The organism is Halorubrum sp. SS7 (assembly GCF_005435055.1).
GTDB classification, from domain to species: domain Archaea; phylum Halobacteriota; class Halobacteria; order Halobacteriales; family Haloferacaceae; genus Halorubrum; species Halorubrum salinarum.
Window position 1 is genome coordinate 167,595 of the sequence record NZ_SGXV01000005.1, and the last position, 18,745, is coordinate 186,339.

An 18,745-nucleotide genomic window follows, 5' to 3' on the forward strand; every position below is an offset into this window, starting at 1 on the left:
TAGTCGGCGCCGGAGGAGGAGCGTGCGATAGCTATTTTCCGCGAGGAGCGCAACCATACACGGACGGGCGCTACCGCCCGACATCACCATTCACCCATCATGAAAGACACAGAGAAATACCTGATACACGCCACCATCGCGGCCGACGGCGTCGTCGAGCGGAGCGACGTCGTCGGGGCGGTGTTCGGCCAGACGGAGGGCCTGCTCGGCGACGAGTTGGACCTCCGCGACCTCCAGGAGTCCTCGCGCGTCGGCCGGATCGACGTCTCCGTCGAGTCCGAGAACGGCCAGTCGTTCGGCGAGGTCACCGTCGCGTCGAGCCTGGACAAGGTCGAGACCGCCATCTTAGCGGCCGCGCTGGAGACGATAGACCGCATCGGTCCCTGTCACGCCTCCGTGGAGGTGACGAGCATCGAGGACGTGCGGGCGGCCAAGCGCCGCGAGGTCGTCGAGCGCGCCAAGGAGCTGATCGCCGGCGGCTTCGAGGAGACGAGCCTCGCGAGCAGCGACGTGTTAGACGAGGTGCGCGACGCCGCGCGCGTCGAGGGCATCGTCGACTACGAGGGGCTCCCGGCCGGGCCGCGCGTCGGCGACTCCGACGCCGTCATCGTCGTCGAGGGGCGCGCCGACGTGCTCACGCTGCTCGACTGCGGGATCAAGAACGCCGTCGCGGTCGAGGGGACGAACGTCCCCGAGGCGGTCGCCGACCTGACGGCCGACCGGACCGTCACCGCGTTCCTCGACGGCGACCGCGGCGGCGAGCTCATCCTCCGCGAGCTGGCGCAGGTCGGCGAGGTCGACTACGTCGCGTTCGCGCCGCCCGGCGAGTCCGTGGAGGACCTCGACCGCGACGCCGTCTTCGAGGCGCTCCGCGGGAAGGTCCCGTACGCCAGCCTCGCGGACGCCGCCGACCTCCGCGCGGCCGCCAGCGACGAGGAGGTCGCCCGCGTCGGCGACGGCGGCGCGGTGCCGGGCGACGCCGGCGGCGGCTCGGCCGGCCCGTCGACCCGATCGCCCGAGCCCGATCCGGAGGCCGAGTCGACGGACCCGGACGACGTTGACGCGGCGGCCGAGGCCCGCGACCCGTCTCCCCCCGACGACGCGGGCGAGGCCGCTGGGCCGGCGTCGACGCCGACCGACGACCCCGACTCGACGCTCGACGCCGACGCGGCGTCGGCCGTCGAGCCCGACACGGCCGCCGAGCCCGTGTCGGAGCCGGTCGACGACTCGGACTCCGAACCGGCTGACGAGGAAGACGACGGGACGGCCGAGGAAGCGGACGCCGAGTTGGCGGAGGAAACGGACGACGGGTCGTCGGACGGAGCGGACGCCGAGTCGGCCGAAGAGGCGGATCCCCCGTCGGCCGCGGAGGCGGAGTCCGACGGGAGTGACGACGGGGAGGGCGACGCGGCCGACGACGGGCCCGACGAGCCGCGGTCGATGGGGGCGCACGTCAGCGAGGTCGTCGACGGATCGACCGGCCGCGCCCGGCTCCTCGGCGACGAGTTCGAGGTCCTCGACGAGGTCGACGCCGGCGAGGCCTTCGACGCGGTCGAGGGCGCCGAGCCCGCGCCGCACGCCGTCGTCGTCGACGGGACCGTCGACCAGCGGCTGCTCGACGTGGCGGCCCAGCGCGGCGTCGGCGACCTGGTCGGCCGCGACCTCGGCGAGTTCGTCAAGCGGCCGGCCGGGACGCGCGTCCTCGCCGCCGCGGACGTCTGGGCCGGGAACTGACGATACGGCGCGGTCGCGCCTTTCATTTATACATAGTTGACCGAGGATCGGCGTCGAACACCTCCGAAGCCCCAGTCGCGAGGGCTCGGTGCGCTCGCTGCGGTCCTCGGCGCTCACTCCGTTCGAGCCTGCGGTCCTTGCGTCGCGCGCCTTTGCCCTCGCGACTGCCCCTTTGAGTCCCGCCCCGCACAGCACCGCACCTCGCGCCTCCCCAGCCTCGCGGTTCGCTCCGGGCTCCCTTCGGTCGCCCGTCGCTCACCGCGTCCCTCGCGCGTGCGATTCGCGCCCTTCGGGCGCTCATCGGCACGCGCCGCCGCACCGCATCGTCTATTTATAACTCAAGTCGTTGCCGCCGGCTCACACCAGTCCGACCGCGCCCAGCAGCGCGAACAAGGCGTCGCCGTACGTCAGCGAGACGACGAGCCCGACGGCCATCGGGACGACGAACGGCATCCCGGGCGAGACCAGCACGCTGTCTTCGCGGGCGACGACGTCGAGGCCGTCGCGGAGCGTCGCGGCGTCGGTGCCGTACGCGCCGTGGTCGATGTCGTCGAGGAAGCGCTCCGCTGCCCAGGGATCGTCGCCCTCCGGCTCACCGTCGGCCGCGCGTTCCACGTCGGGGGGCGCGTCGTCTGCTGCGCGCTCCCCGTCAGGAGCCGCGTCGTCCACTGTGCGCCCCCCGTCGGTCCGCGGTCCGACGTGGGTCCCGCCGTCCGTGGGGTCGAACGTCTCGCCGACTGAGGCCGGGTCCCGGAGGCCGTCGGGGTCGGCGCGCAGGTCAGCGAGCGTGAGCCCGCGCCACCGGAGGTACATCCGGAGCGCGTCCAGGTCGAGCCCCCCTCTGGTGGGCCCCTCCGGGTCCTCGAACAGGCGACCGTGGCGGTCCGGCAGCGAGTCTGTCGCGACCGGGCGCGCGAGGAACATGCTCGAGGAGACCTCGCCGCGGACGAGGTTGAGGGCGGCGAGCCCGACGGGGTACGCGAGCCCGATCAGGACGGTGTTCGTGAGGATCGTCAGCGAGAACACGCCGAGCTGGGTGCCCACGAGCGGGAGCGTGACGCCCCCGACCTCGTAGGCCGGGAACGTCGGGAAGATCACCGCGAGCGCGATCATCGCCTTCGCGTCGGCGCCGCCGAACGCGCCGAGGTACCAGAAGGCGTAGCCGAGCGGCGCGACGAACAGCAGGCTGATCGCGGCCCGAACGAGGAAGATCCGCCCGTCGAACCCGGCGAACGGCCACAGCGAGGCGGCCTCCCAAACCAGGAGCAGCGCGCCGAACAGGTACAGCGGCGGCCACAGCCGGTTCGGGAGGCGCCGGGTCCGGACGTCCCGGATCGCCGCCCACGCGAAGACGGGGACGACGAGCAGTCGGAGGAGGTCCGGCAGCGTCGCGACCATGTCACCACGGGCGAGACGGGGCCAATTAGGCGTTCGGGTTCGGCTATCGCGAGCGATAGCGCCCCGCGGTCCCCCGGGGGTCTCGTCCCCGGTCCGGCGGGGCCCCGTCCCCCGATCCGCGAGGCGTCCCGCTCCGCGATCCGCCGGTCCTTTGTGAGTCGCCCGCCGACCGGAGCGCAATGCGCCGCCGCCTCGGGACGAGCCTGTACGCCGGCCTCCTGTTCACCGTGCTCGGCCTCGTCGCGTGGGCGACCGGCCGGCCGTTCGTCTTCCCGAGCCTCGGGCCGTCCGCGTTCGGCCTCGCGTTCGACCGGCGGAGCGAGCGGGATCGGGCCGTCCGCGTGGTCGCGAGCCACCTGATCGGCGGCGTCGCCGGATTGGCGGCGTGGACGGCGATCGCCGACGGCGCCGCGCTGACGGCGACGCCGCCCGCCCTCTCGCCCGAGGGGTTCCGGCTGACCGCGAGCGCGGTCGCCTCGCTCGTGGCGACCAGCTGGGCGATGATAGCGACCGGAACGGTCCACCCGCCGGCGTGCGCCACGACGCTCATCGTCTCGCTCGGCCTCCTCTCGACGCCGACGGAGGTGGCGATAATCGTCGCGAGCGTGACCGTGCTCGTCGCCTTCCACGCCGGGGTCATCCTGCTCTTCAAGCGCCTCGTCGGAGACACGCACCCGCTATACGGCCGGGACGAGGCGGGCGACGCGGACGGCTGAGGCGAGTCAGTCGCCGGGTCGCTCCGGTCCGTCCGGGCGGTCCGCCCGCCGGTCGAAGACGGCGAGTATCGGGTCGGGGTCGGCGACCCCCGGGATCCGGTACTCGTCGTCGCGGAGCTCGATCGCGACGGTCTCGGTCCCGAGCCGCCGGTCGAGCCCGCTCCGCTCCACCCGGAGGTCCGTCTCGTCCCACGGTTCGACGCGCCACAGCGCGGTGCCGGAGAGGCGGTCGCGGGCGACGAGCGCGTCGTCGCCGGCGCGGTACTCGACGAGCCCGTACCGGAGCTCGTGATCGAGCGCGGCGGGTCCGAGCGGGACCGCGACCGCGGCCGCGGCGAGGGCGGCGGCGGTCGCCCACTCGCCGCCGATCGCGAACAGCGCGGCGCCGAGCGCGGGGAGCGAGGCGAGGTACCACAGCCCCGGGTGGCCGAGCGGAGTCGTCAGCGCCCCCGCGACCCGCGAGCGAGGGGGCTGGCGGACCGTCTCGACCGGCTCCGCGAGCGAGCCGTCGACGGGCTCCGCAGCGGGCGGGTCGTAGGAGAGGCCCAGGTCGAGCGCGGACGACTCGTCGAACGCGGCCAGCCGGTCGCCGTAGAGGCTCGCGAGGTCGAACGCGAACTTCACCGCGACGATCCCGAGCAGCAGCGGGAGGCCGATCGCGTCCGGGTCGAGCGCCGAGATCGGCGCGTCGCCCTCCAGCGTGCCCGCGGCGACGATCGTGACGGTGAACAGCGCGCCGAGGAAGACCGCCGCGCCGCGCACGAACACCCCCTGGATCGCCGTCTGGGCGCTGTGGTCGCGGTACTCGCCGCGACCGAAGTACTCGACGAGCGTCGTCGCCCCCTCGCCGACGAAGACGGCGATCACCGCGAGCGTCACGGTGTCGAGCGCCTGCGGCGACAGTCCGCCGTCCGCGACGACGCCGACGGTGAGCGCGCCGACGACACCCCAGACGACCGCGAGGATCGGGGCGGCGATCGGGAGGACGAGCAGCGACGAGACCCGGACCTCGACGCCGGTCCACGGGACCGACAGCCCGCCGCGGCGCTGCGCGAGCGGGCCGACGATCAGTCCGTCGCGCTCGATCTCGGACGGCCGGCCGGCGAACAGCGCGCGGACGAGCGCCCAGCCGGACGCGATCCCGAGTTCGAACCAGTACAGCGTCATCAGCGCGGCCGCGTTCCAGCCGAGCGCGACGACGCCGACGAGCGGGAGCAGGGTGGCGACGGCGACCGAGAACGCGCGCGGTCGGCGGCCGCGACCGAGCGCGCGCAAGCGGTCGGGCAAGCGGGAGGAGGGCATCCGTCGGTCGTTCCGCGTCGTCGCACATAAGCGGTCTGGAGCGGGCCACCACAGGAGCCGGGCGAGGGAGCCAGCGCGGACCGTCGCGGGGCCCGACCGACGGCGGGGTCCCCTTACCGCGCCGGGCCGGTCTCCCGGTGGAGGTAGAGGTACGCGAGCACCGGGACGATGGTGAAGAGGAGCGTCGAGAGCGCCCAGAGGGGCGCGTAGCGGCTCCCGCGGGCCTTCGCGTCGCGGTAGATCCAGACCGCCGCGGCGACGACGACGCCGTAGATCACGAGCGTGAGCGGGAGCGACCACGGGAGGGCGACGCCGAGGAGCGTCATAGGTCACCGGTGAGGTCCGCGCACATCACGAAGTCGGGTTCGGTCGCGACCGACACGCGATTCGCGGCGACGTCGCTCACGTGGTCGACCGTCTCGGGGATCAGCACGCCGGCGCCGTCGGCGTCGGCCGCTGCGGCGTCGGCGGCGACGGCGTCGAACAGCGTCCCCGCCGCGTCGGCGTCGCGCCACGCGGCGACGCCGTACGTCGCCGTCCGGGTCGTCTCGCCGTCGACCTCGCGCTCCGTCACGCGCGTCCGGACCGCGAAGCCGGCGACCGCGGCCGCGTCGCCGACCGCGATCAGGCGGTCCTCGGCCGCCGCGGCCGCGAGGCGCTCGCGGGTGAGCTGCGAGCAGGCCCACGACTCGTCGGGGTCGAGCGCGAGCCCGCGCAGGTGGTCGCGCGCGTCGCTGTCGCTCCAGAACGCCCACGCCGCGTCCGGGTCCGGGTCGGCGAGGGGGGCGACGCCGGCGTCGGCCGCGTCGTCGAGCGCGGCCGCGTCGGGCTCCGGCTCGGCGAACCGGAACTCCGTCTCGGGTTCGAAGCCGACGGCGCGCGACTGGCCGAGGCCCATGGCGTTCCACGAGAACACCATGTTGCGGCAGACGGTCGCGCCGCGCTCGCGGGCCCAGTCGAGGGCGGCCTCCGAGAGCGCCGTGCCGACGCCGTGGCCGCGCGCCGCGGGGTCGACGCGGATCCCCTGCCCCCACGCCTCCCACTCCGACAGCGAGACGGCCTGGATACAGCCGACGACCGCCTCGGGGTCGCCGGCGTCGGCGGCGCCGGTCCCGTCGCCCTCGACGCGCGTGTCGCCCGCTTCCCGGCCGTCGAGGTCGGCGGAGGCCGCGGCCTCCGGCGGGAGGGTCGCGACGAAGGTGCCGCGGTCGGGGTCGTCGGACGCCGCCCAGTCGGGGAACACCCGCGGGATGTAGTCCTCGTGGCGCTCGCCCCACGTGTCCCGCGTGAAGGCCGCGACCGCGTCGGCGTCGGCGGGGCGCGCCTCGCGGACGACGACCGCCGGACCGTCGGCGGCGGACCCGCGGCCGCTCATCGCCAGGGCCGCGACTCCTCGGTCAGTTCGCCGGCGAGGTCGCGGCCCATCGCCTCGGCGGGGTCGGAGCGGTTCGCCAGCGCCCACATGAGCTTCACCTTCGCGGTGCCGGGGAGGGTGTCGCCGGCCTCGACGACGCCCGCGTCGAGCAGGTCGCGGCCGGTGTCGTACACGCGGTCACAGACTCGGCCGGCGAGGCACTGGCTCGTCATGGCGACGACGGTGCCGCCCTCGACCAGCTCCTCGATCCGGGGGATGAGGTCGGTGTGGACGTGGCCGAGCCCGGTCCCCTCGACGACGACGCCGTCCTTCCCGTCGAGGTAGTCCCACGCGGCCGGGTCCATCCCGGGCGTGAACTTGACGAGTTCGACGTCGCCGTCGAGGTCGGACTCGACGCCGACGGTCCCCTCGTCGTCGCCCCGCGGGAGCGGCTCGCGGTTCCACTCGATGGCCGCGTCGGCCGCGTCGCCGTCGGCGCCCGCCTCGGCGGCCGCCCCGTAGTCGATGACGCCGAGGGGCGCGGCGCCGACCGTCTCGAAGGCGTCCCGACGGGAGGTGTGGTTCTTGCGGACGCGCGTGCCGCGGTGGAGCGCGCAGGCGTCGTCGGAGGGGCCGGCGTGCATACAGACGAGCGTCTCGGCGTGGTCGGCCTTCGCGGCCTCGACGGCGCAGACCGCGTTCATCACGTTGTCGGAGGAGGGACGGTCCGCCGAGCGCTGGCTCCCCGTGAACACGACCGGCACGGGCGAGTCGAGCATGAAGGAGAGCGCGGACGCGGAGTACTGCATCGTGTCGGTGCCGTGCATCACCACGACGCCGTCGGCGCCCGCCTCGACCTCCTCCGCGACCGCCGCGGCGAGGTCGCGCCAGATGGACGGCTCCATGTTCTCCGAGAGGATGTTCGCGACGACCCGGCCGCGGTAGTTCGCGCGGCCGGCCAGTTCGGGGACCGCGCGGAGCACGTCCTCCGCGTCGAACTGGGCGGTGACGGCGCCGGTCCGGTAGTCGACGGTGGAGGCGATGGTCCCGCCGGTGGAGATGAGCGAGACCGTGGGGAGGTCTTCGTCGAAGGTGATCTCCGAGGTGGCGTCCCCGTCGTCGGTCTCGGCCGCGGGGTCGACCTCGCGGACCCCGGACTCCACCACCTCGACGTCGGCCGCCTCGCGGTCGACGCCGACGTTGTAGCCGCCGTCGAGCTTGACGACGAGGTGGTCGCGCGTCGTGGAGGGGAGCAGTACGCCCTCGTTGGTGACGCCCCCGCGCTCGACGCGGACGCGATCTCCCGGTTGCATACGCTCCGATTCCGCCGGGGCGGACTTGAATCCAACCGTTCGCGGCGCGGAGGGTTGGGGGACGGGAAACGGGGGAGAAGACGGAGGCCGACGGCTATCGACCGACCGCGGGAGCGGCGGACGGCGGGGTCAGTGCTCGATGTACTCGGCTTCCCAGTCGGTCCGGGCCTCTATCTCGCGGCGCCCGCGGCGAGTCAGCGTGTAGTAGTTCGTGCGGCGGTCGCGCTGGCCCTTCTCGACGAGCCCCTTCTCGACGAGCGTGTCGAGGTTCGGGTAGAGGCGGCCGTGGTGGATCTCCTTCTCGTAGTACTCTTCGAGCTCCTCTTTGATGGCCAGCCCGTGCGGCTCGTCGAGCCCCGCGATCACGTAGAGCAGGTCACGCTGAAAACCTGTGAGGTCGTACATACAACTGCCTCTACATACCTGTCGAAAATAAATAAATATACCGTTATATCAGTCCACGTACGACCGGCGAGCGGCCCCTACGTCCCCGGAACGCCGGCCTCCGTTCTGTCAACTCCGCAACCGTCGCGCGAGTCCGGACTGCGTGTTCACCGGCGGCAGTCGTTTCGCGGGAGTGATACGTGACCTCGACCGGGCCGGACGACGCGCTCGGAGGCGAGTGACGGAACTGCGCTGCGGTCCGGCGGCGCCGCTCGGTCCGAACGTGGTACCGCGCGCTCCGCTCGGGCGCGACGCGAGACGGACCGACCGCTGGGCGGTCGAGCGTCGGAAGAAGGCACGCCCGACGCGGAAAAAAGCCGCGTCGGGCCTGCCGATTGGTCCCCGCTGACGCTTCGGCCCTCCAGACGAAGCGTCACCGGATCGTACAGCGTAGAGAGTGATAAACGTGTCGTACGTCGCTCACATGTGTTCCTCTTCTAACACCCAGCCGAGCGCGCGCTTGTAGTGCGCGAACAGCTCCTCGACGCCGCGGTGGTTCATCTCCTCGTCGTCCAACTGCTCGCGGAGGAACTCGTACTGCTCTCTGACCTCCTCTTCGGAGCGCATGCGAGACGGATACGGAGCGGTCCCGGATAGTGTTTGGCCGACGGTGGCCGTTCCCGGGTCGTTCACGGAGGGCGACCGGCGTCCGACGCGCGGCGCTTGAGGGCAGAACGGGACCGCAGGGCTGGGACGCCGATCAGCGGTACCACGCGACCAAGACGCCGCCCACCATCGACACCCCGACGACGGTCAGGAGTCCGCCGAGGCGCACCGACCCGTCGAGCGTCGTCGTTCCGAGGAGCATCGCCACGCCGATCGTCGTCGCCAGGGCGCCGGCGATCAGGAACAGGGCGCCCCACACGACGTTGGGGATCAGTTCGGCCACCGCACCGATGAACACGTCGAATATCTCGTCGAGCATGGGGACCGGGCGTGTGCGGCGACGGCGCTCCCGAACAAAACGCTGTCGGCGGTCGCCGGCGAACGGTAACGTTGATACGTCGACCGCGGGTACGAGAGGAGACGATGGACGACCGGACCCGCGAGTACCTCCGGGGGCGGTTCGGCGACTACTACCGGTCGGTGTCGCTGTCGCTCCCGCCCGACGCGAACCTCCGCGAGTGGGGCCACATCCCGTGGACCCCCGGGTCGGGGACGACGATGGTCCGGCACCAGTCGCTGTTCGACCTCGGCGACGTGGACACGTTCTTCGCGGACAACGCCCCCCGGCACGCCTACTTCTCGGCCGCGCGCTACGACGATCCCGGCGCGGCGACGATGGGGCAGAAGGGGTGGCGGAACGCCGACCTCGTCTTCGACCTGGACGCCGACCACCTCCCCGGCGTCGACCCCGAGACCACCTCGTACCCGGAGATGCTCGCGGCGTGTAAGGACGCCCTCCTGCGGCTCTTGGACTTCATCGACGACGACTTCGCGTTCGAGGACGTGACCGTCGTCTTCTCGGGCGGGCGCGGCTACCACGTCCACGTCCGCGACGAGGGCGTGAGGGAGTTGGACAGCGACGCGCGCCGCGAAATCGTCGACTACGTGCGGGCGATCGACCTCGACACCGACGGCCTGATCCGCACCGTCTCAGACCGGGGGACGACGAAGCGGGTCCTCCGCACCGAGGGCGGCTGGGGCGCGCGCGTCCACGACGCCTTAGTCGAGTACGCCGACGACCTCCGGGAGATGGACGACGAGGCCGCGCGCGAGCGGCTGACGGAGCTCGACGGGATCGGCGAGGGGCGCGCGGAGACGATCCTCGGCGCGTTCGACCGGAACCCGACGGCGGTGCGCGAGGGCAACGTGGAGGCCGGCGGGCCCGGGGTGCGCCGGCTCGTCTCGGCGCTCGCCGCGCGCGTCGCCGCGGAGGACGCCGCGCCGATCGACGAGCCGGTGACGACCGACACGCGGCGGCTCATCCGGCTGCCGGGGACGCTCCACGGCGGCTCCGCCCTCGTCGTCACGCCGCTGGACCGGGACGAGATCGCCGACTTCGACCCGCTCCGAGACGCGGTTCCGGACCGGTTCGTGGGCCGCGAGATCCGGATCGAGACGGACGCGGATCGGACGGTAGAATTAAACGGCGAGCGCGTCAGAGTTGAATCCGGTAGAAACACCGTGCCCGAGTTCGCGGGGGCGTTCCTGATGGCCCGCGGCGAGGCGCGGAAAGCCCCCGAACGATGATCGACGAGCAATGAACCTCGACGAACTCCGGTCCGCGCAGGCGAAGGAGCGCCGGAAGGACAGCCTCCAGCACCTGCGAGACTCGTTTTACGACGACGTGGGCGCGTACGTCGCCGACCTCCGCGCCGCGCGCGACCGCCGCGCCGAGCAGGTCGAGAACCCGTTCGCGGACGACGACGTCCGCCGGCTCTCCGACGAGGTCGAGACCGCCGAGGAGGTCGCCGAGGCCCTCTACGAGCGCCGCGTCGGGAAGGTCGTCAAGCTCGCCTCCTTCGCCGCGGCCGACATGTCCGTCGACGAGGAGGGGATGACGACCGAGGAGCGCCGGCTGTTCGACGACCTCGTCGAGCGCATCACCGCGAACAAGTCGGAGGTCCTCGACGTCCTCGCGGGCGAGTCGCCGGTCCGGGAGGGGTCGCCGATCCGAGACGAGTCCTCGACCGGCGACGCCGCGTCGGCCGCCCGCGACGCCGATGCGTCTCGCGACGCGACGCCGGCCGACGCGACGCCGAACGGCTCGGCGACCGAGACCGAGACGGCGCCCGTCGGGACGGAACCGGACTCGGCGAGCGCCGGCGACGCCGCTCCCGAGAGCGGCTCCGCCGCCGCGGACGCGCTCGCCGGGGCGATGGGCGGACGCGAGGCCGAGTCGACCGCCGACGCCCCGCCCGAGCCGACCGAGGGCGACGCGGACCCCGCCGCCGCGGAGCCGACCGGCGACGCCGGGACCGCGGGGGACGGCGAGCCGACGCCGGTGCCGCCCGAGCCGGCGCCACCGGGGGCGGTCGGGGTCGACGACGATCCGGACGGGACCTCTACGGGCGACGCCGACGAGGAGTCGACCGCCGGCGCGACGACGGACGGCGGCGCGGTGCCCGTGGGGACGGCGACCGGCTCGACGCCCGCTGATACGGAGCCGGCCGAGGCAGAGCCGACCGCGGGTTCGGAACCGGCCGCCGAAACGGAACCGGCGGCGGGTTCTGAACCGGCCGGCGGGACCGAGCGAGCGACCGTCCGGATCACCCGCGACGTCGGGGCCATCTTCGGCGTCGACGAGCGGGAGTACGAGCTCGCGAGCGAGGACGTCGTCTCCCTGCCGGTCGAGAACGCCGACCCGCTGGTCCAGCGCGACGCCGCCGAGCGCATCGACTGACCGCGGCCGATGGCGGCCTCCGCGACCGACCGTCTGGACGGTGCCGGCGCGGACTCCGACGCTCCGGAAGCCGGACGCGTCGCGGCGGCGTGCGGCGCGGTCGCGACGCTCTCCGCGCTCGGCGGCATCGCGCTCGCGGTCCTGCTCGACCCGACCTTCTCGTGGACGACCGACGCGCTCTCCGACCTGGGGGTCCGCGACGGGAGCGCCGTCGCGTTCAACGGGGGGCTGATCGCCGGCGGGGCGGCCGGGGTCTGCTACGCGGTGGGCCTCGGACGGGGCGGGCGCCCGGTCCGGGCGCTCCTCCTCGCGCTCGCGATGGTCGCGATGGCCGGCGTCGGCGTCTTCGACCTCACAGAGCCGCTCCACGGCCCGGCCGCGATCGGGTTTTACGGGCTCGTCACGGCTGTGTTCGCCGTCGACGGCTGGTTCAGGCGACGGGAGTCGACCGGCCGCGTCGCGCTCGCGTTCGCGCCGGTCCACGTCGGCGTCTGGGCGACGTTCGCCGCCGGGTGGTGGCCTGTGACCGGCCTCGCGCTCCCCGAGCTTCCGGGGGCGCTCATGCTCGCCGCGTGGGTGTGGGTCGTCGGGCCGGCGCCGGTGATCGAGGCGCTCCGGTCCGCGCTCGGCGACCCGACCGACGGACACTAACGCTGCGGGCGGCTACGGCCCGTCGATGGAGTTGGAGTTCCTCGGCGGCGCCCGCGAGGTCGGCCGCAGCGCCCTCCTCGTCGACGACGCGCTGCTGCTGGACTACGGGCTCATGACGGCGGACCCGCCGCGGTACCCGGTCCGGGACCCCGAGCCCGAGGCGGTCGTCGTCTCGCACGGGCACCTCGACCACGTCGGCGCGATCCCTGCGCTGTTGAAGGGCGACCGCCGACCGCCGGTCCACTGGACGCCGCCGACCGGCGACCTCGCGCGCACGCTCGCCGAGGACACGCTGAAGCTCCACGGCAACAGCCCGCTGTGTCCGTTCGGCGCCGAGCACGTCGCCCGGCTCGGCGAGGTGGAGCGCCGGCACGGCTACGGCGAGCCGTTCCCGGTCGCGGGCGGGGTCGACGGCGGCGGGTACGAGGTGACGCTGTTCTCCGCGGGACACATTCCGGGCTCCGCGCACGTCCTCGTCGACGACGGCGACACGCGGCTGCTGTACACCGGCGACTTCCACACGGACGACCAGCGGCTGGTCGCGGGGACGACCGCGCGGCCCGACGCCGACGTCGTGGTCTGCGAGTCCACCTACGCGGACGTGACCCACGAGGAGCGCGCCGCGGTGGAGTCGGCGTGGGCCGACAGCGTGGAGCGAACGGTCTGGGAGGGCGGCACGGTCGTCGCGCCCGCGTTCGCCATCGGTCGCACGCAGGAGCTGCTCCTCGTCGCGGCCGCGCACGGGCTCACCCCGTACGTCGACGGGATGGGCGTCGAGGTTACCGAGACGCTCCGCCGGTACCCGTCGTTCCTGCGCGACGCGGACGCGTTCGGCGAGGCGGTCGGGCGGGCTCGGGTCGTCACGGGCCGCGACGGGCAGCGGAAGCGGATCGCGGCCGAAAACGCGCTCATCGTCACCACCTCCGGGATGCTCGCCGGCGGGCCCGTCCAGACGTACCTCCCCGAGATCCGGGCGAACCCGACGAACCTCGTGACGCTCACGGGGTACCAGGTGGAGGGCACGCCCGGCCGCGAGCTCCAAGACCGCGGGCAGTTGGAGCTGAACGGGCGCGTTCAGCCGGTGAGCGCGCGGGTGGAGTCGTACGACTTCTCCGCGCACGCCGACCGCGAGGGGCTGGAGTCGTTCGTAGAGTCGTACCGCGGGGCGCGCGTGCTCGTGAACCACGGTGACCGCTGCGAGGCGTTCGCCGCGGATCTGCGCGCGGACGGGTTCGAGGCGAGCGCGCCCGAGATCGGCGAGCGAATCGCTCTGTAAAAATAGGTGAGCACAATGCTGAAGGACAATTCAGGGGCGGGAGAGAGAGAGAGAGAGAAAGAGGTTCGTCGAGTGCTACTCCCCGCCGTCAGTGTACGCCCAGTCGTCGAGCACGCGCTCGGCGACCGCGTTCGCCTCGGCCGGCGACGGACAGGAGCCGGATACAACCTCCTCGGAGAGCTCGCCCGCGAGGTCGTACACCGCGGCCCCGTCCGCGCGCTCGGCCACGCGCTCGAAGGTGGGCCGGTAGCCGGCGGCGGCGCGCTGACCGATCTCGTCGAGCGAGGCGTCGATGGTGTACTCGAGCTGACGGACCGCTTCCTCTGGTTCCATACGCGATCCACCGCAGCCGATCCACTTAAAGGTACTCGGATTCGGAACTGAGTTAATTCCGCGGCGTCGCCCGCGCCGAACCGACGTTTATACGCGGCCGGAGGTGCGACCGACGCCATGACCGACGCAGACGAGCGCGGCGCCGACGCCACCGGACGCGGCGCCGAGGCCGTGCCCCCCGTCGCGGAGCGCGCAGACGACGTCGCCGAGCGCGCCGCGGTCGCGCAGCGCGCGGCGGAGGCGGGCGCCGCCGTCGCGCACGAGCACTTCCGCAGCGACATCGCGGTGGAGACGAAAGGCGAGGACGACGTGGTGACCGAGGCCGACCGCGCGGCCCAGCGCACCGTCATCGAGGCCATCCGCGAGTCGTTCCCGGACGACGCGGTCGTGGGCGAGGAGGAGGACGAGCGCAAGACCGTGCCCGAGGCGGGCCCCGCGTGGGTGATCGACCCCATCGACGGGACGAACAACTACGTCCGCGACATGCGCGTGTGGGCCACCGCGGTCGCGGCCGTCGTCGACGGCGAACCGGTCGCGGCCGCGATCGTCGCGCCCGCGCTCGGCGACACGTACACCGCCGACGCCACGGGCGCGTACCGCAACGGCGAGCCGATCGCGGTGAGCGACGTGAACGACCCCCGCGACGCCGCCGTCGACCCGACGATCTGGTGGGACTACGACGCCCGCGACGAGTACGCCCGCGCGTGCGAGGCGATCGTTACCCGCTTCGGCGACATGCGCCGGTTCGGCGCCGCGCAGGTGGTGCTCCCGACCGTCGCCGCCGGCGGGCTGGAGGGGACGATCACCAACGTCGCCGCAAACCCCTGGGACACGGTTGCGGGGGTGTTCGTGATCCGGCAGGCCGGCGGGCGCGTGACGGACTTGGCGGGGAACCGGTGGCGGCACGACTCGAAGGGGCTGGTCGCCTCGAACGGCGCCCTCCACGACGACGTGCTCGCGGCCGCGAACGAGATCGAATCAGACGACTAAGTGGGGTACGGACCGGTTTCCAGTCGATTCTCGGTCGACAAGTAACGAGGTCGGACCGCGGAGCGCTCTGGGTGAAACACCGCCAAATCCCCAGCCGCTCGGTGCTACGTCGTCGCTGACGGATCGCCGGGGAACACCGCCAAAGCCCCAGCCGCGAGGGCTCGATGGGCTCGCTGCGGTCCTCGTCGCTCGCTTCGCTCGCTCCTGCGGTCCTTGCGTCGCCCGTCTTCGCCCTCGCGGCTGCCCCTTCGCGTCCCGCCCCGCACAGCACCGCAACCGCACCTCACACCTCCCCAGCCTCGTCAGTCGCCTCCGCTTCGCTCCGGCGACTGACTCCCTCGCGCGTGCTCCTCGCGGCCGCCTTCGGCGGCCACTCGGAGGCACGCGCCACGGCGGTTGGTGGAGTGTTCGAGGGGGCGGCGGCGTCCCGGAGCCGAGGGTTCAAATTCCGGGGCGGCGAACTCCCTCATATGTACGCGGTCGTGGGCTGTAACGAGTGCGCCAACATGTGGCTGGTCACGGACCCGGAGGCGAGCGAGACGGCGCAGTGCTCGCGGTGCGGCAAGACCCACCGCACCGCCAAGCTCAAGCGCTTCTTCGAGTCCGAGGACTGCGCGGCCGCGCGCGAGGCCCGGTCCGCCCTGCTCGCGAAGAAGCGCGGCGACAGCGCCGCGTTCGCCGATGTCGACCACGTCTCGGAGCTGGAGGCCGCGGTCGAGGACGCCGGCATCGACGACCGCGAGTACCTCGAAGCGTCCGGGCTCGACGCCGACGCGGTCGACGCGGCCGGCGAGCGAGCCGAGGGCGGCGGGGGCGGGTCGCGGAGCCGAACCGAGGTCGTCCGCGACGCGGTCGACGCCGTCGACGACCCGACCGAGGCGGCGGTCGTGGAGCGCGCCGAGCGGGACGGCGTCCCCGGCGACGCGGCCCGCGAGATCCTGACCCGACTCGCGCGCCGCGGCGAACTCACCGAGTCGAACGGGCGGTATCGCGTCCTCTGACCCCGGTTTCGCCCGGCGACGGTCGGCGACTGGACAAAGCACTTATATCAGGCTCGTAACCGGTCGCACATGGACACCCGCACGGCCCTCCTGGCGGCAGCGGCCGCGCTCCTCGTCGCGGGCGCGGTCGGCGCCGTCGCCGCCCCCGACGCCCTCACCGACCCCCGAGCGACGGACGAACCGCCCGGCCGGATCGACGTCGCCGGCGCGACCGTCGCCCCCGGCGAGGTGCGCGGCGAGACTGCGGAGCTCCGGCTCGGCACCGACCTCCGCCACCGCGGCGGCACCGTCGAGAACGTCACCGTCCGCCACCGCGCGATCGGCGCCGAGTCCGGTCTCCTCGTCGACGAGACGACCGTCGAGATCGGCGACGTCGACTTCGAGGGCGAACGCACCGTCAACGGCACCGTCACCGTCGAGCGCGAGGGCGGCTACCGCGTCGAGACGGTCGTCTTCGCGGACGGCCAGCGCCGCGAGCAGCAGACCACGCGCGTCGCCGGCGTCGCGGCGCTCACGCCCGACTACGCCGACACGCAGGTCGGGTTCACCGACGGGAGCGTCTGGCCGACCGTCGCCGTGAGCGTCGTCGAGGCCGACGACGAGACGGCGACGCTGTCGGCGTCGGTGTCGGTGACGAACCGCGGCGACGAGGCGAGCGACGACGTCGACCTCCGGCTGTACCTCCGGCAGGCGGAGTCGAACGTCATCGCCGCGGAGGCGACGGAGACGGTCGGCACCGTTCGCCCCGGCCGCACCGACACCGTGACGGCGACCGTCGAGGTGCCCGACGGCTACAACTACTACATCGACGCCGCGCTGTTCGACGACGACGTGCTCGTCGACGAGACGCAGGGCGTCGCGAACCTGAACCCGCGGGAGACCATCACCGCGAACGAGACGGTCCGCGACGTACAGTTCTCCGTCGAGGACTTCGAGCGCGACGACGTCGGCGGCGACGGCGCCGACGGCGCCCCGCGGGAGGGCGGCGACGGTGCCAGCGACGACGCGACGCCCGGCTTCGGCCCGCTCGCCGCGCTCGTCGCCTTGGTCGTCGCGGCGCTGGCGGCGCGGAGGCGACGATGACGGACGACCCGCCGCGCGAGGGGCCGAGCGACGAGGAGGCGACCAGCGACCGCGATCACACGAGCGACCCACCACAGCCCATGACCGACGACACCGACGCGACCGAGCGCACGGCGACGGACGCCGACCGCACCGACCGCGAGGAACCGGACCCCGACCGCGACGAGGGGAGCCACTGGACGGAGCCGGTCGACGCCCCGGGAGGCGGCGCCCTCTCGACGGACGGCCTCCGCGGCCTGCTCGACCGGGTCGGGCTGGCGGCGCTGTCGCTGCTCGCGGTCGTCGCCGGCTGGGGGTTCTACTCCCAGTCCGGGGAGGCGATCCGCACGTGGCTGGACCCGGCCTACCAGCCGATCGCGCTCGCCGTGTTCAACCTCGCGGTCCTGTTCGTCGCGCTCGCCGGCGTCGCCCACCAGCTCCGCCGGATCCGCTCGACGGAGCCCTGACGCGACCGGCGACGGGCGTCACTCGTCGGGGAGTTGGTCGGTGCTGGCCGGGATCTGCTCCACCTGCCCCGCGAGCGTCGCGGCGTCGCCGGCGACGGTGGAGGGCTCGACGCCGGCCTCGCTCGCGACCAGCCTGACGTGCGCGGCGAGCAGCGCGAGCGCGCGGAGGCCGGCGCCGTCGGGGTCGCCGTCGGTGCGCTGGGCGAACGTGGTGTCGACCTCGCCGTCGCGGACGACGCCGACGTGGACCGCGTCGATGTCGTCGCCGTCGAGGAGGTCGCGGGCGCGGGCGATCTCCGTCTCGAAGTCGTCGCCGTCGGCCGCGTCGGAGGCCGCGGATCGGTCGTCGCTGGCGGCCTCATCGGAAGCGGCCTCGTCGCGGGCGGAGTCGTCGGAAGCGGGGTCGTCGCTCATGTCGTCCTCTCGGGCGAGCGACGTGAAAAGCGCGGCGGGACTCTCGGTCGCGGAGCGGGAGACGGACGGAAGGTCGGAACGCGGAGGCGGCGTTACTCCTCGGGGCGAGGCCGGGCGATGAACAGCGCCTCCTCGATGGTGAACGGGTCGTACGTCGACTGGTGGCAGACGCAGTAGGTCCCGTCGGCGGCGTCGTAGCGGGCGGACTCTTCTAACACCTTGTACCCCGGAATACAGCAGAAGTGGGTACAGACGTTGAGGTACGCCATGAACCCCTGGTCGGTGGAGGCCTGGAGCCACTCGTCGTTCTGGGCCGCCTCCTCGATCTCCGGCGATCGGATGACGATCGCGTTGAGGTTCGTGTCGGCGTCCTCGGAGCGCCACGTGACCGACGCGGGCTTGCCGACGCCCTCGCTGCCGATCCCGTTGCCCCACTCCTCGTAGTCGGAGAAGTCGTCGACGTGGATCCGGTCGCCGCCGGAGTAGGTGTTCGACTGCCAGTCGTACGGCGGGCCGCTCGCCGCGCGGAACAGGTTGTCCGACTCGAAGTTCGGCTGGACGTTCTCCTGCGACTCGACGCCGCAGTACTGGAACCACGCGCCGGAGTAGGTCACGCCGCCGAGCTCCTCCTGGGCGACCTCGATCTCTTGACCCTCCTGGGTGACGGTGGTCGTCTCGGGCCAGATGCCCTCGATGTACCCCTCGTCGGTGACCCGAACGGGGATCTGCGGGAGCCCCCGGGGCGCCGGGCCGCCGGTGTGCGCGATGGTCCTCGCGACCGTCGACCCGCCGCCGACCCCGCCGGCGGTCGTCAGGGTGTTCACGGTCGCCGACCCCATCGCACCGACCCCCGCGAGGGCCGCGCCGCCGACGACGCCCTTCACGAAGCGTCGCCGCCCGGACTCGGACGGATACTTGTCGGACGCACTCATACTCGCACCTGA

21 protein-coding genes are annotated in these 18,745 nt (G+C 73.3%); 10 read left to right on the forward strand and 11 right to left on the reverse strand.

The genetic code is table 11. The features are described 5' to 3' along the window. Positions 1-99: 99 nt before the first annotated feature. Positions 100-1,734, forward strand: a complete 1,635-nt coding sequence (gene dnaG / locus EXE44_RS07985; protein WP_137716702.1) for a DNA primase DnaG — start codon at positions 100-102, stop codon at positions 1,732-1,734. Between the two features lie 357 nt (positions 1,735-2,091). Here the strand turns inward: dnaG and EXE44_RS07990 are convergent, their stop codons facing one another. Next, the gene (locus EXE44_RS07990; protein WP_137716703.1) at positions 2,092-3,132 is read right to left on the reverse strand and encodes a prepilin peptidase; all 1,041 of its coding nucleotides are present in this window, start codon (positions 3,130-3,132) and stop codon (positions 2,092-2,094) included. Between the two features lie 179 nt (positions 3,133-3,311). Between EXE44_RS07990 and EXE44_RS07995 the strand changes: the two genes are divergently transcribed. Next, positions 3,312-3,848, forward strand: a complete 537-nt coding sequence (locus tag EXE44_RS07995) for an HPP family protein (RefSeq protein WP_137716704.1) — start codon at positions 3,312-3,314, stop codon at positions 3,846-3,848. A 6-nt stretch (positions 3,849-3,854) separates the two neighbouring features. Here the strand turns inward: EXE44_RS07995 and EXE44_RS08000 are convergent, their stop codons facing one another. The 7 genes from EXE44_RS08000 to EXE44_RS08025 all read right to left on the reverse strand — a co-directional run bounded on the left by EXE44_RS08000 (position 3,855) and on the right by EXE44_RS08025 (position 9,186). Further along, the gene (locus tag EXE44_RS08000; protein WP_137716705.1) at positions 3,855-5,150 is read right to left on the reverse strand and encodes a DUF6498-containing protein; all 1,296 of its coding nucleotides are present in this window, start codon (positions 5,148-5,150) and stop codon (positions 3,855-3,857) included. A 113-nt stretch (positions 5,151-5,263) separates the two neighbouring features. After that, positions 5,264-5,476: a hypothetical protein gene (locus EXE44_RS08005; protein WP_137716706.1), complete on the reverse strand. Its 213-nt coding sequence runs from the start codon at positions 5,474-5,476 to the stop codon at positions 5,264-5,266. Further along, positions 5,473-6,525 carry a GNAT family N-acetyltransferase gene (locus EXE44_RS08010; RefSeq protein ID WP_137716707.1) on the reverse strand — a complete coding sequence of 351 codons (1,053 nt, stop codon included), beginning with the start codon at positions 6,523-6,525 and terminating at the stop codon, positions 5,473-5,475. The genes EXE44_RS08005 and EXE44_RS08010 overlap by 4 nt, the downstream gene beginning before the upstream one ends. Beyond that, positions 6,522-7,817 carry a Glu-tRNA(Gln) amidotransferase subunit GatD gene (gene gatD, locus EXE44_RS08015; RefSeq protein WP_137716708.1) on the reverse strand — a complete coding sequence of 432 codons (1,296 nt, stop codon included), beginning with the start codon at positions 7,815-7,817 and terminating at the stop codon, positions 6,522-6,524. Before gatD ends, EXE44_RS08010 begins: the two co-directional genes overlap by 4 nt. A gap of 129 nt (positions 7,818-7,946) precedes the next feature. Next, entirely contained in the window at positions 7,947-8,222 is a 276-nt protein-coding gene (locus tag EXE44_RS08020; protein ID WP_004597247.1) for a PadR family transcriptional regulator, read from the reverse strand. A gap of 459 nt (positions 8,223-8,681) precedes the next feature. Continuing rightward, positions 8,682-8,828 (reverse strand): hypothetical protein, encoded by a 147-nt coding sequence (locus EXE44_RS20720; RefSeq protein WP_006112955.1) that lies wholly within the window; start codon positions 8,826-8,828, stop codon positions 8,682-8,684. A 133-nt stretch (positions 8,829-8,961) separates the two neighbouring features. Next, entirely contained in the window at positions 8,962-9,186 is a 225-nt protein-coding gene (locus tag EXE44_RS08025; protein WP_137716709.1) for a hypothetical protein, read from the reverse strand. 104 nt (positions 9,187-9,290) lie between these two features. Here EXE44_RS08025 and priS point away from each other — a divergent pair, with 104 nt between their 5' ends. From priS to EXE44_RS08045, 4 genes are read left to right on the forward strand one after another with little or no spacing between them, the layout of a single operon-like run. Next, positions 9,291-10,454 carry a DNA primase small subunit PriS gene (gene priS / locus EXE44_RS08030; RefSeq protein WP_137716710.1) on the forward strand — a complete coding sequence of 388 codons (1,164 nt, stop codon included), beginning with the start codon at positions 9,291-9,293 and terminating at the stop codon, positions 10,452-10,454. Positions 10,455-10,464: 10 nt separating this feature from the next. Further along, entirely contained in the window at positions 10,465-11,607 is a 1,143-nt protein-coding gene (locus EXE44_RS08035; protein ID WP_137716711.1) for a hypothetical protein, read from the forward strand. A 9-nt stretch (positions 11,608-11,616) separates the two neighbouring features. Then, complete coding sequence (locus EXE44_RS08040) at positions 11,617-12,258, forward strand: DUF998 domain-containing protein (protein WP_137716712.1); 642 nt, start codon at positions 11,617-11,619, stop codon at positions 12,256-12,258. A gap of 25 nt (positions 12,259-12,283) precedes the next feature. After that, the gene (locus tag EXE44_RS08045) at positions 12,284-13,534 is read left to right on the forward strand and encodes an MBL fold metallo-hydrolase (protein WP_137716713.1); all 1,251 of its coding nucleotides are present in this window, start codon (positions 12,284-12,286) and stop codon (positions 13,532-13,534) included. Between the two features lie 75 nt (positions 13,535-13,609). Here the strand turns inward: EXE44_RS08045 and EXE44_RS08050 are convergent, their stop codons facing one another. Further along, positions 13,610-13,867 (reverse strand): hypothetical protein, encoded by a 258-nt coding sequence (locus tag EXE44_RS08050; RefSeq protein ID WP_121562984.1) that lies wholly within the window; start codon positions 13,865-13,867, stop codon positions 13,610-13,612. A gap of 117 nt (positions 13,868-13,984) precedes the next feature. On the opposite strand from EXE44_RS08050, the gene EXE44_RS08055 reads away from it, so the two are divergent. The 4 genes from EXE44_RS08055 (at position 13,985) to EXE44_RS08070 (ending at position 17,387) form a co-directional block, all read left to right on the forward strand. Beyond that, positions 13,985-14,857, forward strand: coding sequence for an inositol monophosphatase (locus EXE44_RS08055; protein ID WP_137716714.1), 873 nt, complete (start codon positions 13,985-13,987; stop codon positions 14,855-14,857). A gap of 470 nt (positions 14,858-15,327) precedes the next feature. Continuing rightward, complete coding sequence (locus EXE44_RS08060) at positions 15,328-15,858, forward strand: DUF5817 domain-containing protein (RefSeq protein WP_137716715.1); 531 nt, start codon at positions 15,328-15,330, stop codon at positions 15,856-15,858. Positions 15,859-15,927: 69 nt separating this feature from the next. After that, a complete protein-coding gene (locus EXE44_RS08065) occupies positions 15,928-16,941 on the forward strand; it encodes a PGF-CTERM sorting domain-containing protein (RefSeq protein ID WP_137716716.1) in 1,014 nt (337 codons plus the stop codon). Then, positions 16,938-17,387, forward strand: coding sequence for a hypothetical protein (locus EXE44_RS08070; protein WP_137716717.1), 450 nt, complete (start codon positions 16,938-16,940; stop codon positions 17,385-17,387). Before EXE44_RS08065 ends, EXE44_RS08070 begins: the two co-directional genes overlap by 4 nt. A gap of 18 nt (positions 17,388-17,405) precedes the next feature. On the opposite strand, the gene EXE44_RS08075 is transcribed toward EXE44_RS08070, so the two are convergent. Together EXE44_RS08075 and EXE44_RS08080 are read right to left on the reverse strand one after the other, a co-directional pair. After that, positions 17,406-17,801, reverse strand: a complete 396-nt coding sequence (locus EXE44_RS08075; protein WP_241991807.1) for a hypothetical protein — start codon at positions 17,799-17,801, stop codon at positions 17,406-17,408. 92 nt (positions 17,802-17,893) lie between these two features. After that, positions 17,894-18,733, reverse strand: a complete 840-nt coding sequence (locus EXE44_RS08080; protein ID WP_137716718.1) for a ubiquinol-cytochrome c reductase iron-sulfur subunit — start codon at positions 18,731-18,733, stop codon at positions 17,894-17,896. Positions 18,734-18,745: the final 12 nt, after the last annotated feature.

Coding starts and splice junctions, on each gene's coding strand:
- EXE44_RS08010 (WP_137716707.1), bottom strand. CDS start 6,525: ATGAGCGGCCGCGGGTCCGCCGCCGACGGTCCGGCGGTCGTCGTCCGC.
- EXE44_RS08075 (WP_241991807.1), bottom strand. CDS start 17,801: ATGAGCGACGACCCCGCTTCCGACGACTCCGCCCGCGACGAGGCCGCT.
- EXE44_RS20720 (WP_006112955.1), bottom strand. CDS start 8,828: ATGCGCTCCGAAGAGGAGGTCAGAGAGCAGTACGAGTTCCTCCGCGAG.
- gatD (WP_137716708.1), bottom strand. CDS start 7,817: ATGCAACCGGGAGATCGCGTCCGCGTCGAGCGCGGGGGCGTCACCAAC.
- dnaG (WP_137716702.1), top strand. CDS start 100: ATGAAAGACACAGAGAAATACCTGATACACGCCACCATCGCGGCCGAC.
- EXE44_RS08045 (WP_137716713.1), top strand. CDS start 12,284: ATGGAGTTGGAGTTCCTCGGCGGCGCCCGCGAGGTCGGCCGCAGCGCC.
- EXE44_RS08035 (WP_137716711.1), top strand. CDS start 10,465: ATGAACCTCGACGAACTCCGGTCCGCGCAGGCGAAGGAGCGCCGGAAG.
- EXE44_RS07995 (WP_137716704.1), top strand. CDS start 3,312: ATGCGCCGCCGCCTCGGGACGAGCCTGTACGCCGGCCTCCTGTTCACC.
- EXE44_RS08070 (WP_137716717.1), top strand. CDS start 16,938: ATGACGGACGACCCGCCGCGCGAGGGGCCGAGCGACGAGGAGGCGACC.
- EXE44_RS08060 (WP_137716715.1), top strand. CDS start 15,328: ATGTACGCGGTCGTGGGCTGTAACGAGTGCGCCAACATGTGGCTGGTC.
- priS (WP_137716710.1), top strand. CDS start 9,291: ATGGACGACCGGACCCGCGAGTACCTCCGGGGGCGGTTCGGCGACTAC.
- EXE44_RS08025 (WP_137716709.1), bottom strand. CDS start 9,186: ATGCTCGACGAGATATTCGACGTGTTCATCGGTGCGGTGGCCGAACTG.
- EXE44_RS08080 (WP_137716718.1), bottom strand. CDS start 18,733: ATGAGTGCGTCCGACAAGTATCCGTCCGAGTCCGGGCGGCGACGCTTC.
- EXE44_RS08020 (WP_004597247.1), bottom strand. CDS start 8,222: ATGTACGACCTCACAGGTTTTCAGCGTGACCTGCTCTACGTGATCGCG.
- EXE44_RS07990 (WP_137716703.1), bottom strand. CDS start 3,132: ATGGTCGCGACGCTGCCGGACCTCCTCCGACTGCTCGTCGTCCCCGTC.
- EXE44_RS08040 (WP_137716712.1), top strand. CDS start 11,617: ATGGCGGCCTCCGCGACCGACCGTCTGGACGGTGCCGGCGCGGACTCC.
- EXE44_RS08065 (WP_137716716.1), top strand. CDS start 15,928: ATGGACACCCGCACGGCCCTCCTGGCGGCAGCGGCCGCGCTCCTCGTC.
- EXE44_RS08055 (WP_137716714.1), top strand. CDS start 13,985: ATGACCGACGCAGACGAGCGCGGCGCCGACGCCACCGGACGCGGCGCC.
- EXE44_RS08000 (WP_137716705.1), bottom strand. CDS start 5,150: ATGCCCTCCTCCCGCTTGCCCGACCGCTTGCGCGCGCTCGGTCGCGGC.
- EXE44_RS08005 (WP_137716706.1), bottom strand. CDS start 5,476: ATGACGCTCCTCGGCGTCGCCCTCCCGTGGTCGCTCCCGCTCACGCTC.
- EXE44_RS08050 (WP_121562984.1), bottom strand. CDS start 13,867: ATGGAACCAGAGGAAGCGGTCCGTCAGCTCGAGTACACCATCGACGCC.